Origin of the sequence: Adlercreutzia sp. ZJ242, assembly GCF_011038995.1 — a bacterium.
Lineage (GTDB): Bacteria > Actinomycetota > Coriobacteriia > Coriobacteriales > Eggerthellaceae > CAAEEV01.
Window position 1 is genome coordinate 24199 of record NZ_JAAKEE010000007.1, and the last position, 13566, is coordinate 37764.

Here is a 13566-nt window from a genome sequence, read left to right on the forward strand (position 1 = left end):
CTAGTCGTTCACGTGACGGCGGTTGAAGCATGCCGCGTACTGCTTCTTGTAGTTGCGCTGGTTCACCTTGAAGCTCACCCAGCGCATGAGCGACCTGTCGTCCTCGCTCCAGTACGACCACCTCACGCGCCCCTCGCGCATGAGCCGCTCCGCGCGGGCGAGCACGTCGGGCTCGCTTACGTACGTGCGGATGACCTCGAGGGGGATCATGGTCCAGAGCACCTCGTCGTCGAGCGTGGCCACCTCGCAGGCGTCATCGCGCCCCTCCACCACGTCGCGCACGAGGTAGCGCGCCAGGTTCTTGCCCGAGGCCGTCGTGAAGTAGCTGGACCGGCCCTGGCGGGGGTTGATCTCGAAGAGCTTGTAGGATCCGTCGCGCTCGTCGAGCTTCAAGTCGAAGTTCGAGAAGCCGATGTAGCCGATCTCCTCCAGAAAGCCCTTGATGCGCTCGTTCACCGCGGGGTCGTACCCCGTCATGATGGCGCCGTAGCTGCCGATGCCCTCGGGCGTGTGCTCCTCGAGCAGCACGTCCCCGAGCGCCATCATGGTCACGCGCCCGTTGCGGTCGCTGTAGCAGTTCATGACGCGCATGCGGCTGTCATCGCCCGGGACGAAGTCCTGCACGATCATGGCGTCATCGTAGCTCGACGAGTACACGCCCGCCAGGATGGCGTCCATCTCCGCCTGGTCGCGCACTACGAACACCTTCTTCTTGCCCGGATACGAGCAGTTCCAGTACATGACCGAGTTCGACGGCTTCACCACCACGGGGTAGTCGAACGGCGGCTTGAACCCCTTGGCGGCATCCTTCGTGACCTCGCAGGTCTTCGGGAACTCGAGGCCGTAGCGCTCGCACGTGCCGTAGAACCGCTCCTTGGTGGAGAGCAGGTCGAACTGGTCAGGCGTCATGATGGAGAACCGGTAGGCGTCGCGCAGCGCGTCTTGGTTGCGCACGAGCATCTTGGTGTAGTTGTCGCCGCACGGCGCGAGCACGAGCGTGCGCCCCTCGAAGCGGAGCGCGAAGTCGAGGAGCGTGCGCGTGAACACCTCGTCGTCCTCCAGGTTCGGCTCGACGACGTCAATGGACAAGAGCTTCGAGTTCTGGCAGATGTGGAACGCGCCCTTGCACACCACGTGCGACTTGGTGCCGTACTCCTCGTAGAACGACCGCGCCATGCCGTAGGCGTTGGCATCTCCGCCCAACAAGACGGGCACGAAATCAGCTGTTGTAGTCACGCTTTGCTTTTCCATTCTTTAGGTGAATTTTCCTTCTTGCGCATAGGTGTTGATCATTATAGTCGTGTTGCATTTGCGTCCGCTGAGCGGCTGCAGCTTGCTACACAAGTTTCATAGAAGACTGCCGAAGGAGAGAACTACGTGGCGAACACGTCTGTTGCCCGTTCCACCGCGCTCATGTCCATAGCCACGCTCGGCTCGCGCGCAACCGGGCTCATCCGCACGTGGACGATGGCGTTCGCCCTGGGCAACACGCTCATCACCTCGGCGTACCAGGTGGCCAACAACATGCCCAACGTGGTATACGAGCTGGTGGCGGGCGGGCTCTTGGGCGCCGCCTTCATCCCGGTGTACCTCTCGCAGAAGGAGAAGCTCGGCACGAAGGGCGGCAACCTGTTCGCCTGCAACCTGCTGAACCTGTGCATCGTGGTCCTCGGCGTGCTCTCCATCCTCGCCACGGTGTTCGCGCCGCAGGTCATCGCAACGCAGACGTTCACCGTGAGTGACACTGCCGCCGTCTCGGTGTACGCCACCATGTTCTTCCGCATCTTCGCCGTGCAGATCGTGTTCTACGGCATCGGCGGCGTCATCACGTCCATCCTGAACGCAAACCGCGTGTACTTCCTGCCCTCGCTTGCGCCGGCGCTGAACAACGTGGTGGTCATCGCGTCGTTTCTGGCATACGTGCCCCTGAGCGCCGTCAATCCCGACCTCGCGCTCGTGGTGCTCGCGGTCGGCACGACGCTCGGCGTGGTGGTCCAGTTCTCCATCCAGATACCCGCGCTCGCCAAGCTGGGCTTCCGCTGGAAGCCGCGGATCAACCTGCACGACCCCGCGCTGCGCGAGGCCATCAAGATAGCCGTCCCCACGTTCGTCTACATCGTGGGCACCATGGTGTCGTTCTCGTGCCGCAACGCGTTCTCGCTGCAGGCAGGTGACAACGGGCCCTCCACGCTCATCTACGCCTGGACGTGGTACCAGCTGCCGCACGGCGTGGTGGCGGTGTCGCTGTCGCGTGCGCTGTTCACCGAGATGAGCGAGGACGTGGCGAAGGGAGACGTTCGCGCGCTGCGCCGCCACATCACCTCGGGCGTGTCGGGCACGCTCCTGCTCATCGTGCCCTTGGCGGGGCTGGTGGGAGCGCTCTCCACGCCGCTTATGCAGCTGTTCCAGGCGGGCGCCTTCAACGCGGAGGACGCGCAGTACGTCGGCTCCATCCTGGCGCTTTGGGTCGTGAGCATGCCGTTCTACTCGGTTCTGATGTACCTGTACAACGTGTACGCCAGCATGCGGAAGTTCATGACGTTTGCGCTGGTCAGCACCGTCATGGTGGCGGTGCAGTGCGGGCTGTACTACTACCTGTGCGCACCTGGCGTGCTCGGGCTTGCCGGCGTGCCCGTAGCTGATCTGGTGTACTACGGAAGCTGCTGCATGGTGCTGCTGGGAATCCTGCGCTTCAGCCTGGGCGGCATCAAGCTCGGCGCCATCTTGTGGAAGGCGGCGCGCACCGTCGCCGCCACCTGCGTGGGGCTGGCGCTCGTGTGCCTGCTGCAGCGCGTGCTGCCCTTCGGCGACGGCATGGCAGGCGGGCTTGCGACCATCATGGTGTGCGGGCTTGCGGGGCTCGCAGTCATCTTCGCGCTTTGCGCGGCCTTCCGCATCCCCGAGATGGCGATGGTGACTCGCCTGCTCGATCGGTTCCTCCCCTCCAGCAAGAAGGCCCGCAGGGGACGCCACGCGAGATAGCGTCCCGCGAGGACCCTACACGGGTCGGCGGTGACCCTCCTCGGTGGTGAGCACCACGGGACCGTCCTCGGTGATGGCGACCGTCTTCTCGAAGTGCGCCGAGGGCTTCCCGTCACGCGTGCACACGAGCCAGCCGTCGGGCATCGCACGCGTCTTGTGCGTGCCCATGTTGATCATCGGCTCGATGGCGATCACCATGCCAGGCTGGAGGCGCATGCCCGTGTGGCGGAACCCGTAGTTGGGGACGTTGGGCTCCTCGTGCATGACGCGCCCGACGCCGTGCCCCACGTACTCGCGCACCACGCCGTATCCCGCCGCCTCGGCCACCGTCTGCACCGCATGCCCGATGTCGCCGAGGCGGTTGCCCGGCCGCGCGGCCTCCACGCCGGCCCACATGCACTTCTCCGTCACCTCGAGCAGGCGCGCCTTCTCGGGCGAGACCTTCCCCACGGCAAACGTCCAAGCGTTGTCGCCCACCCAGCCGTCGACCACGGCGCCCGTGTCGATGGAGATGATGTCGCCTTCCCTGAGCACCACCTTCGCCGACGGGATGCCGTGCACGATCTGCTCGTTCACCGACGCGCAGATGGAGCCGGGGAAGCCGCCGTAGCCCTTGAACGCCGGGACGCCGCCCTCGAGGCGGATGAGCGCCTCGGCGAACTCGTCGAGCTCGAGCGTGGTGACGCCCGGGCGCACCATCTTGCCCACCTCACGCAGCACCTTGGCGGACACGCGTCCCGCCTCCTTCATCGCCTCGATCTCCGACGCGCTCTTTATGACAACGCCCATGCCAAACCCTTCCCATCAACTTTCACGCCGACCCATTATACCTGATCATCTGGCGAAACACCCCATAAGCGGAAGCGGAAGCCCGCTCGGCACCCACCAAGCGAGCCCTGTGCGCGCCGAAGCGCCCTGCGGGCGTTTCATATGAGATGCACATCTACGCGGCTAGATTTCAACCCCCACACGCGAGCGGAGGCGGGGCCGGGCGGTGCTCACCAAGCGAGTTCCGCACGAGCCGAAAGCGCCAGTGGCGCTTTCGCGCGAGCAGGACTGTCTGAGCGACTGAGCTCCGCCCGGCCCCGCCTCCGCACCCCGCGCACATCCGCCCCTCGCCCAAACGCAAAAAGGCCGCCCCACAAGGAGCGGCCTTCAAATGATGAGAGAGTGTCTGCTACTCAGCAGCCTCGAGGTAGTTGCGGGTCACCGCGGAGTCAACGGGCACGCCCGGGCTCATGGTGGAGGCAACCGTGACGGACTTCACGTAGCGGCCCTTGGCGGCAGCCGGCTTCATGCGCAGGATCTCGTCGAACACGGCGCCGTAGTTCTCAGCGAGCTGCTCGGCCGTGAAGCTCACCTTGCCGAGCGTCACGTGCGCGATGCCGTAGCGGTCGGCGCGGTACTCCACGCGGCCGCCCTTGAGCTCCTTGATGGCCTTGGCGACGTCGTTGGTCACCGTGCCGAGCTTGGGGTTCGGCATGAGGCCGCGGGGGCCGAGGATCTTGCCGAGGCGGCCGACCTTGCCCATCTGATCGGGCGTGGCCACGGCGGCGTCGAAGTTGAACTCACCGGCCTGCACCTGGGCGACGAGCTCCTCGGTGCCGACGATGTCAGCGCCCGCCTCCTCGGCGGCACGCGCAGCCTCGCCCTCGGCGAACACGGCGACGCGCACGGTCTTGCCGGAGCCGTTCGGGAGGCTCACGGTGCCGCGCAGCTGCTGGTCAGCCTGGCGGGTGTCGATGCCGAGGCGGAAGTGGCCCTCGACGGTCTCGTCGAAGTTCGCGGTCGCGATCTCCTTGACGAGCTTCATCGCGGCGAGCGGGGAAACGGGCTGCTCGGGGATCTGCTCCATCGCAGCGAGGTACTTCTTGGACTTCTTGGTCATGCTCTGATCCTTTCGTGGTAATGGCGAGCGCTTCCAGCTCTTCCACTTACAACTGACGTGTCATGCGAGCGTATGCTCGCGAACGCCGCTCAAAGCCTCGCAGGGGCCGTGCCGCCTGCGAGCCTGCGGCAGGCTACTCCTCGATCGTCTTGCCCTGCAGCATCGCGGCGACCTTGCGAGACGGAACGTACTTCTTCTTCATCTCGCGGCCCTCGATGCGCACGCCCATGGAGCGGGCCGTGCCGGCGACGATCTCCATGGCGGCCTCGATGGTGTTGGCGTTCAGGTCGGGCATCTTGATCTCGGCGATCTCGCGGAGCTGATCCTCGGTCAGCGTGCCGACGGTCTGCAGCTGCGGGATGCCCGCGCCGCTCTTGATGCCGAGCTTCTCCTTGATGAGCACAGCCGCCGGGGGCGTCTTGCACACGAAGGTGAAGGTCTTGTCCTCGTAGATCGTGATCTCAACGGGGATGATGGTGCCGGACTGGTCCTGCGTCTGGGCGTTGAACGCCTGGCAGAACTGCATGATGTTGACGCCCTGGGCGCCGAGCGCCGGGCCGACCGGCGGTGCGGGGTTCGCGGCACCCGCGGGAATCTGCAACTTGACGAAGCCCGTCTGCTTCTTCTCAGCCATCTGTTACTACCTTTCAGATGTGGTCGAATACTCTCTCTATCACAAAAACCTCGCGCTCGTGAGAAGCCCCGGTCCACGCGGGCACGAACGCGACGTTCAGTGTGTTCAAACTTAGATCTTGGCCACCTGGTCGAACGAAAGCTCAACCGGGGTTTCGCGGCCGAAGATCGAAACCATAACCTTAACCTTGCCGGCTTCGGGGGACACCTCGGAGATCACGCCGTCGAACTCGGCGAGCGGGCCGGAGACCACCTTGACAGGCTGTCCCACCTCAAGGCTCGACGAGGTCTTCTTCGGAGCCTCGTGGCTCGTGCGCTTCATGATCTTGTTGTACTCGTCGCGCGTCAGCGGCGAGGGGTTGCCTTGGCTCCCCACGAATCCCGTGACGCCCGGCGTGTTGCGGACGGCAGCCCAGCTGCGGTCGTCGAGCTCCATGCGCACCAGGACGTAGCCCGGGAACACCTTCTTCTCGCTCTCGACGCGGCGGCCGCCTTCCTTGATCTCCGTGACCACTTCGGTCGGGATCTCGATGCCGAACACGTTGTTTTCGAGGCCCATGGTTTCAATGCGGGTCTCGAGGTTCGTCTTAACCTTGTTCTCATACCCGGAATAGGTATGCAGGACGTACCACTTCTTAGCCATAACGTTAAGCTCCAATGCCAGAGATCAGGACGAGAAGCGGCGTGATGATGGCGTTGTCGAGCAACGCGACGAACACGCCGAAGAACAGGAGGGCCACGACCACGACGCCCGACCAACGCAGGACGTCGGTGCGGGTCGGCCAGGTGACGCGCTTCATCTCGGAGCGGACCTCGCGGAGGAACTTGAAGCGCTTCTTCTTGGGCTTCTTCTCCTCAGCCTTCTTGGCAGAGCCCTTGGGCTCAGGGCTTTTCGCAGCCGCGTCATCGCTCGTCTTCTTGAAGAGCGACTTCTTGGGAGCCTCCTCGACCGCCGGAGTCGTCTCGACGCTCGGGTTGAGCTCCTCCTGCTCACGCGCAGCCTTGCGCTGCTGACGAGCCGCGGATGCCTTCGCTCTCTGTGTCTTGGACTTCTTCGCCATGAGAATCCTTCTGAAAAAAGTGGTGAAATGATTAATCGTCTAAACGCCAAACAAGCAGCCGTCGGGCTGCTCGTACCAAACAAGCTGGCAGGCCAGGAGGGACTCGAACCCCCAACATGCGGTTTTGGAGACCGCCGCTCTACCAATTGGAGCTACTGGCCTATGCCTGTTTCCTAAAACACCAAACCTCTAGCGAGTTTCCTTGTGCATGGTGTGATGCCCACACCACTTGCAGTACTTCTTGAACTCGATGCGGTCAGGGTTGTTCTGCTTGTTCTTCTTGGTCGTGTAGTTGCGGCGCTTGCACTCGGTGCAGGCCAGGGTGACCAACGTACGCATGAATTCTCCTTTTGCCGTTAAACTCGAGCAAGCTTAGCGCATACACATGAATTCCGAAGAACAGGGCTTGCGCCTGCGAGCAAGCGCAAGCCCTGCGGTATCAAGCAAGGTTCAGTTACTTGATGATCTTGGTCACGCGGCCGGAGCCAACGGTGCGGCCACCCTCGCGGATAGCGAACTTGAGGCCCTCTTCCATGGCGATCGGATGGATGAGCTCGCCCGTGATGGTGACGTTGTCACCAGGCATAACCATCTCGGTGCCCTCGGGAAGATGCGCAACGCCGGTGATGTCGGTGGTGCGGAAGTAGAACTGCGGACGATAGCCGTCGAAGAACGGGGTGTGGCGGCCGCCCTCTTCCTTGGTCAGGATGTAGACCTGACCCTCGAACTCGGTGTGCGGGGTCACGCTGCCGGGCTTGCAGAGAACCTGGCCGCGGACGATCTCCTCGCGCTTGATGCCGCGAAGCAGGCAGCCGATGTTGTCACCAGCCTGGGCCTCGTCGAGCAGCTTGCGGAACATCTCGATGCCGGTGCAGACCGTGTTCTGGGTCTCGCGGATGCCGATGATCTCCAGCGGGTCGTTCACGTGCAGGACGCCGCGCTCCACACGACCGGTGGCAACGGTGCCGCGGCCGGTGATGGTCATGGTGTCCTCGACAGCCATCAGGAACGGCTTGTCGACGTCACGCTCGGGAGTCGGGATGTGCTCGTCAACGAGATCCATGAGCTCCCAGATCTTCTCCTGCCACTCGGCCTCGCCCTCGAGGGCCTTCAGAGCAGAGCCGCGAACGATCGGGCAGTCCTCGAAGCCGTAGGAGTCGAGCAGCTCGGTGACCTCCATCTCGACGAGCTCGATGAGCTCCTCGTCGTCGACCATGTCGCACTTGTTCAGGAAGACCACGATGTAGGGAACGCCAACCTGGCGGGCGAGCAGGATGTGCTCACGCGTCTGGGCCATGGGGCCGTCGGTGGCGGCGATGACGAGGATCGCGCCGTCCATCTGAGCAGCGCCGGTGATCATGTTCTTGACGTAGTCGGCATGGCCGGGGCAGTCAACATGAGCGTAGTGACGCTTGTCGGTCTCGTACTCGATGTGAGCGATGGAGATGGTGATGCCGCGCTCACGCTCCTCGGGAGCCTTGTCGATCTGATCGAAGGCGGTGAAGTCAGCGCGAGCAGTGCCGTGCGCGCCGTCGTTCTCGGACAGGGTCTTGGAGATGGCGGCCGTCAGCGTGGTCTTGCCATGGTCGACATGACCGATCGTGCCGATGTTAACATGCGGCTTGGAACGCTCGAACTTCTCCTTAGCCATGTTTCATCCTCCTTATTAAAAGAGATTCCTTCGCATACGCGAAACAAACAAAATAAACGCGTCCGCAAGGAGCGGACGCGACAGTTCCTCATGGTAGCGGTGACTGGATTTGAACCAGTGACGCCACGGGTATGAACCGTGTGCTCTGACCAACTGAGCTACACCGCCATTAATGGAGCCTGCGACCGGACTTGAACCGGTGACCTCTTCGTTACCAACGAAGTGCTCTACCGACTGAGCTACACAGGCGAAATGGTGGGCGCGCTAGGATTCGAACCTAGGTAAGCATAGCTAACGGGTTTACAGCCCGTCCCCTTTAACCACTCGGGCACACGCCCATTTCGGCACTTAATTCATGTGTATTTATCAAGCTGCCACCCGCCCGTCCAAACGTGCTCCGAACAAGCGAGCGAATGAATAATACGCTACCGGATACCGCCTGTCAACTACTTACACGCCTCCGGGCGTATCCACACATCTCCTCCGCAAATCACGCATGGCGAGCGAGAAAACCTCCTTCGCATCAGGCATTATGCCGAATGATGCGCACCTGCTCCCCTTCTTTATAAGAGTATGGCGCGTGCAATCCCTGAAAAAAGTTCGAGCATAATCAAGCACCTAACGCAAAGCAGCGAGTTATGAAGGCTTTCTCAAGGAAGCCTTCACTCGGAGTTGTCATGTTATGATAGCGAACATGTTTGCATCAAACGACATTCACTGTGCTCAATCTAGGGAGGTTCATAATCTGATGAGCGAGCATTTCAACACCGTAAGCAGACGCGCGTTCCTCGGGAGCGCCGCGGTCTTCGGGGCCGCAACTTGCACCCTGGCCCTCAACCCCCTCGCCGCCCTCGCCGTGCCCACGGCCGCCGAGAAGCAGGCTGAGGCCGCCGCCACGCTCGACAAGCTCAACGCCATGCAGACGCAGCTCGACGCCGCGTCTGACGACTACTTCGACGCGCTGGCCGAGCAGGAGGCCGCGCAGGAGAAGATGGACGAGGCGCAGGCGCGCATCGACGAGGCCAACGGGCAGATCGCCGACCTCCAGGACAAGCTCGGCACGCGCGCGCGCAGCATGTACCGCACGGGCTCGCTGTCCTTCATCGACCTGCTCTTGGGCTCCACCACGTTCCAGGCGTTCTCCAACAACTGGGACCTGCTCAACAGCATGAACGAGAACGACGCGAACATGGTCCAGCAGACCAAGGACCTGCGCGCCGAGGTGGAGGCCCAGAAGGCCACCTACGCCGAGCAGGAGCGCATCGCCGCCGAGCAGGCCGAGACGGCCCGCCAGGTGAAGGAGGAGGCCGAGGCCACCGTCGCCGAGATACAGGCCATCTACGACAACCTGAGCGCCGAGGCTGCGGAGCTGCTCGAGCAGGAGCGCGAGGCGCAGCGCCGCGCCGAGGAGGCTGCGGCGGCATCCGTCGTCCAGCAGGCCATCCAGCAGGCCACGCAGCCGTCGGGCGGCGGGAGCTCCGATGGCGGCAACGCGGGCGGCAGCGCCAGCAACGCCCCTGCCTACGTTCCCGCCGACGCAGGCTCGGTCGTCGGACGCGCGCAGAGCTACGTGGGCAACGCCCAATACGAGTGGGGCGCCTGCGCACCGGGCCGGTTCGACTGCTCGGGCTTCGTGTCCTACTGCCTCACCGGCTCCTACAGCCGCTTGGGCAGCACGAGCACCTTCCTCGGCTGGCCGCGTGTGAGCGACCCGCAGCCGGGTGACGTGTGCGTGAACTCCGGTCACTGCGGCATCTACGTGGGCAACGACCAGATGATCCACGCCGCAGACTACGGCGTCGGCGTCATCTACGGCCCCGTGCAATCCGGCATGGTGTTCGTCCGCTACTAAGACGCCACCTCAACTTGGCGCAGCACCGCGCCGCGCTCCGTGTGCTGCCGCGCTCCATGCCGCAAGGTCAAGCATCCTGAGATAAAAAGATCCCCGCCGAAGCGGGGATCTTTTTTCATGGGGAAGCACGTTACGCGGGCCATGCGGACACCTTCACGAGGAGCGAGGCCCGAACCCGCGACGAGCACCATGCGGCGGGCAAGACGCCAACGGCGTCGGCCGCGCCATGCGACTGGAATCCGCTAGACGTCGAGCTCCATGTAGGTGTCGAAGTCGTCGAGCACCTCCTGCTTGGGCTCGGGCGTGAGCAGCGACACCACCACGATCACCACGAGCGCGAGCACGAAGCCGGGCAGAAGCTCGTACACGCCGAACCAGCCGCCGAGCGGCTTGATGAACATGTTCCAGACCACCACGGTGCACGCGCCCGTGAGCATGCCGGCCACCGCGCCCTGCATGGTGGTGCGGCGCCAGTACAGCGACAGCAGCATGAGCGGGCCGAACGACGCGCCGAAGCCCGCCCATGCGTACGACACGATGTTGAAGATCGAGGAGTCCTGGTCGAGCGCGAGGAAGCAGCCGAGGATCAGGATGGCCGTCAACGTGACGCGCGCGGCGATCATGACCTGGGAGTCAGTGGCGTCGCGCTTGAGCAGGCCCTTGAAGATGTTGTTCGCCACAGCCGAGCCCGAGATGAGCAGGTAGGACGACGACGAGCTCATGGCCGCCGCGAAGATGCCCGAGACCACCAGCCCGCAGAAGAACGAGGGCAGGAGCATGCGCGAGAGCACGATGAACACGCTCTCGGCGGAGGCCTGCGTCAGAAACTCGGCGGGGATGACCGCGCGGCCGATGAGGCCGATGCACACCGCGGAGCTCAAGGAGACCACGAGCCAGATCATGGCGATGAGGCGCGACTTCTTGATCTCGCTCGAGTGGCGGATGGACATGAAGCGGATGAGCACCTGGGGCATGCCGAAGTAGCCGAGGCCCCACGCCAGGCCGCTCACGATAGTGACCAGGCCGTACGCGCCCGCCTCAGCGAAGAGCGGCTGGCCGTTCTCGACCACCTGCTTGCCGGCCTCGTCGACGATCGGCACCGCGATCTCCGTCCCCGACAGAAAGCCCGGGATCGACTGCAGGAAGGCCACCGTGTTGTCCACGCCGCCCGCCGCCGTCACGCTGCCGACGAAGATGGTGGCCAGCGCGAAGAACATGAGCGAGCCCTGGATGAGGTCGGTGGTGCACACCGAGAGGTAGCCGCCCAGGAAGGTGTAGAGGAACACGATGATGGCGCCGATGATCATCATGGTGGCGTAGTCCCAGCCGAACAGCGTGGCGAACAGCTTGCCCACCGTCACGAAGCACGAGGCCGTGTAGATGGTGAAGAACAAGATGATGATCAGCGCGGCGATGGTCATGAGGACGTGCTTGCCGTCATGGAATCGGTTGGAGAAGAAGTCGGGCACCGTGATGGAGTTGTTCGCCTTCTCCGAGTACTTGCGCAGGCGCTTCGCCACGAACTTCCAGTTGAGGTACGTGCCGATGGCCAGGCCGATGGCCGTCCACATGGCGTCCGACGCGCCCGTGAAGTACGCCACGCCCGGCAGGCCCATGAGCAGCCAGCCCGACATGTCCGACGCCTCGGCCGACAGCGCCGTGAGCCACGGCCCGAGGCCGCGCCCGCCCAAGAAGTACTCCTCACTCGAGGAGTTGGAGCGCTTCGCATACACAAAGCCGATGCACACCACTACCGCGAAGTAGATGAGCATCGCGAATACTACCCAGACATCGCTCTCTATCATTTCCCTTTAGCTTTCTCCCCTTGCGGCCCCGCACGCGCTTATCTGCGCGTTAAATCTGAAGATGCCCTCGCTGGCGGGGTCTTACCCTATCATGTGACTAAACAGGGGGATTATACTTTATCCGAGTGGAGTGTTTCGCTCTTTCTCGCCCAAGTTACGAATGTTTAACGGTGAAAGGACGCATGCTATGACGCGCTTTGCGGAAATGCCCATCGACCAGCTGCGCGACGAGCTGGCGGCTCAGCAGGAAACGTACGCGGAATTCAAGGCGCGCGGGCTTGCGCTCAACATGGCGCGCGGCAAGCCGGCGTCCGACCAGCTCGACCTGTCCATGCCCATGCTCGGGCTCGTCACCTCGGCGGCCGACTGCTTCTCCGAGGACGGCACCGACTGCCGCAACTACGGCGTGCTCGACGGCCTGCCCGAGGCGAAGCGCCTCATGGCCTGCCTGCTCGACGACGAGCCCGCAAACGTCATCGTGCTCGGCAACTCGAGCCTCACGGCGATGTACGACGCGCTGGCACGCTGCCTCGACTTCGGCTGCCTGGGCAGCGCGCCGTGGTGCGCCTGCGACGCCGTCAAGTGGATCTGCCCCGTTCCGGGCTACGACCGCCACTTCGCCATCACGCAGGCGTTCGGCATCGAGATGATCCCCGTCGAGATGAACGAGGACGGGCCCGACATGGACGAGGTCGAGCGCCTCGCGGCCTCGGACGCGCGCGTGAAGGGCATCTGGTGCGTTCCGAAGTACTCCAACCCCGGCGGCGTCACGTACTCCGACGAGGTGGTGCGCCGCCTGGCCTCCATGGAGTGCGCCGCCGAGGACTTCCGCATCTTCTGGGACAACGCCTACGCCGTGCACCACCTCCATGACGAGGCGAGCGAGCAGGACCAGCTGCTCGACATCGCCCGCGCGTGCGCGGAGACGGGCAACCTCCACCGCTACCTCAAGTTCGCGTCCACCTCGAAGGTGACCATCCCGGGCGCCGGCGTGGCGGCCATGGCGGCCTCGCCGGAGAACATCGCGGAGGCGAAGTCCCACCTCACCGTGCAGATGATCGGGCACGACAAGCTCAACCAGCTGCGCCACGTGAAGTTCCTGCGCGACGGGGACGGCATCGCGGCGCACATGGCGCTCCACGCCGCCATCCTGCGTCCGAAGTTCGCGCTCGTGGCGCGCAAGCTGGAGGAGGGGCTCGGCGAGGCGGGCGTCGCACGCTGGACGAGCCCGCGCGGCGGCTACTTCGTGAGCTTCGACGGCCCCGAGCACACGGCCGCGCGCATCGTGGCGCTTGCGCGCGAGGCGGGCGTGGTGATGACGGGCGCGGGCGCCACCTGGCCCTACGGGCGCGACCCGCACGACTCCAACATCCGCATCGCCCCCACCCTGCCGCCCACGGAGGAGCTCGAGGAGGCCATGGACGTGTTCGTGTGCTGCGTGAAGATCGCCGCGCTCGAGCAGCTGATCGCGCAGGCAGAGTAAGGCTGCCAGGAGCAGGGCTCGCTCGCTCGGGGCTCGGGAGCAGCGAAGCTCATCTGGCGAGCACGGGGTTGCCGCCCCTAGGCGCTCGGGCTCGCGGGGCCCGGGGGCGGAGGGGGAACCCCGTGCTCAAACAGGCTTCGCTTGGTGAAACAGCCCACTGGGCTGTTTCAGTCGCTGTAGAACCTGCGCGCGGGGCACCCCCTCCGCCCCC

The 13566-nt window shown here is 64.1% G+C and carries 12 protein-coding genes and 4 tRNA genes; 3 read left to right on the top strand and 13 right to left on the bottom strand.

Annotation, left to right across the window (positions count from 1 at the left end; all coding sequences use genetic code 11):
* Nucleotides 1–1236: an ATP-grasp domain-containing protein gene (locus tag G7Y49_RS03275; RefSeq protein WP_165171240.1), complete on the bottom strand. Its 1236-nt coding sequence runs from the start codon at nt 1234–1236 to the stop codon at nt 1–3.
* 141 nt (nt 1237–1377) lie between these two features.
* On the opposite strand from G7Y49_RS03275, the gene murJ reads away from it, so the two are divergent.
* Nucleotides 1378–2982 (top strand): murein biosynthesis integral membrane protein MurJ, encoded by a 1605-nt coding sequence (gene murJ / locus G7Y49_RS03280; RefSeq protein WP_241157245.1) that lies wholly within the window; start codon nt 1378–1380, stop codon nt 2980–2982.
* Between the two features lie 15 nt (nt 2983–2997).
* Here murJ and map read toward each other — a convergent pair whose 3' ends face one another.
* The 11 genes from map to G7Y49_RS03340 form a co-directional block, all read right to left on the bottom strand.
* Nucleotides 2998–3771 carry a type I methionyl aminopeptidase gene (gene map / locus G7Y49_RS03285; protein ID WP_165171174.1) on the bottom strand — a complete coding sequence of 258 codons (774 nt, stop codon included), beginning with the start codon at nt 3769–3771 and terminating at the stop codon, nt 2998–3000.
* A 388-nt stretch (nt 3772–4159) separates the two neighbouring features.
* Complete coding sequence (rplA, locus tag G7Y49_RS03295) at nt 4160–4870, bottom strand: 50S ribosomal protein L1 (RefSeq protein ID WP_165171176.1); 711 nt, start codon at nt 4868–4870, stop codon at nt 4160–4162.
* Between the two features lie 133 nt (nt 4871–5003).
* Nucleotides 5004–5504 carry a 50S ribosomal protein L11 gene (gene rplK / locus G7Y49_RS03300; RefSeq protein WP_165171178.1) on the bottom strand — a complete coding sequence of 167 codons (501 nt, stop codon included), beginning with the start codon at nt 5502–5504 and terminating at the stop codon, nt 5004–5006.
* 111 nt (nt 5505–5615) lie between these two features.
* A complete protein-coding gene (gene nusG / locus G7Y49_RS03305) occupies nt 5616–6146 on the bottom strand; it encodes a transcription termination/antitermination protein NusG (protein WP_165050517.1) in 531 nt (176 codons plus the stop codon).
* Between the two features lie 4 nt (nt 6147–6150).
* Nucleotides 6151–6564 (bottom strand): preprotein translocase subunit SecE, encoded by a 414-nt coding sequence (gene secE, locus G7Y49_RS03310; protein ID WP_165171180.1) that lies wholly within the window; start codon nt 6562–6564, stop codon nt 6151–6153.
* Between the two features lie 85 nt (nt 6565–6649).
* A tRNA-Trp gene (locus G7Y49_RS03315) sits at nt 6650–6726 on the bottom strand.
* Between the two features lie 27 nt (nt 6727–6753).
* The gene (gene rpmG, locus G7Y49_RS03320) at nt 6754–6903 is read right to left on the bottom strand and encodes a 50S ribosomal protein L33 (RefSeq protein ID WP_022363057.1); all 150 of its coding nucleotides are present in this window, start codon (nt 6901–6903) and stop codon (nt 6754–6756) included.
* Nucleotides 6904–7018: 115 nt separating this feature from the next.
* On the bottom strand, nt 7019–8215 hold the full coding sequence (gene tuf, locus G7Y49_RS03325) for an elongation factor Tu (RefSeq protein WP_165171182.1): 1197 nt from the start codon (nt 8213–8215) through the stop codon (nt 7019–7021).
* Nucleotides 8216–8306: 91 nt separating this feature from the next.
* Nucleotides 8307–8383 (bottom strand) — tRNA-Met (locus tag G7Y49_RS03330).
* Nucleotides 8384–8388: 5 nt separating this feature from the next.
* Nucleotides 8389–8464 (bottom strand) — tRNA-Thr (locus tag G7Y49_RS03335).
* Nucleotides 8465–8468: 4 nt separating this feature from the next.
* Nucleotides 8469–8553: transfer RNA gene (locus G7Y49_RS03340), tRNA-Tyr, on the bottom strand.
* Between the two features lie 410 nt (nt 8554–8963).
* Between G7Y49_RS03340 and G7Y49_RS03345 the strand changes: the two genes are divergently transcribed.
* The gene (locus G7Y49_RS03345) at nt 8964–10067 is read left to right on the top strand and encodes an NlpC/P60 family protein (protein ID WP_165171184.1); all 1104 of its coding nucleotides are present in this window, start codon (nt 8964–8966) and stop codon (nt 10065–10067) included.
* Between the two features lie 242 nt (nt 10068–10309).
* On the opposite strand, the gene putP is transcribed toward G7Y49_RS03345, so the two are convergent.
* Nucleotides 10310–11872, bottom strand: coding sequence for a sodium/proline symporter PutP (gene putP, locus G7Y49_RS03350; RefSeq protein WP_165171186.1), 1563 nt, complete (start codon nt 11870–11872; stop codon nt 10310–10312).
* Between the two features lie 187 nt (nt 11873–12059).
* Here putP and G7Y49_RS03355 point away from each other — a divergent pair, with 187 nt between their 5' ends.
* Nucleotides 12060–13355: an aminotransferase class I/II-fold pyridoxal phosphate-dependent enzyme gene (locus G7Y49_RS03355; protein ID WP_165171188.1), complete on the top strand. Its 1296-nt coding sequence runs from the start codon at nt 12060–12062 to the stop codon at nt 13353–13355.
* The last annotated feature ends 211 nt before the right edge of the window (nt 13356–13566 follow it).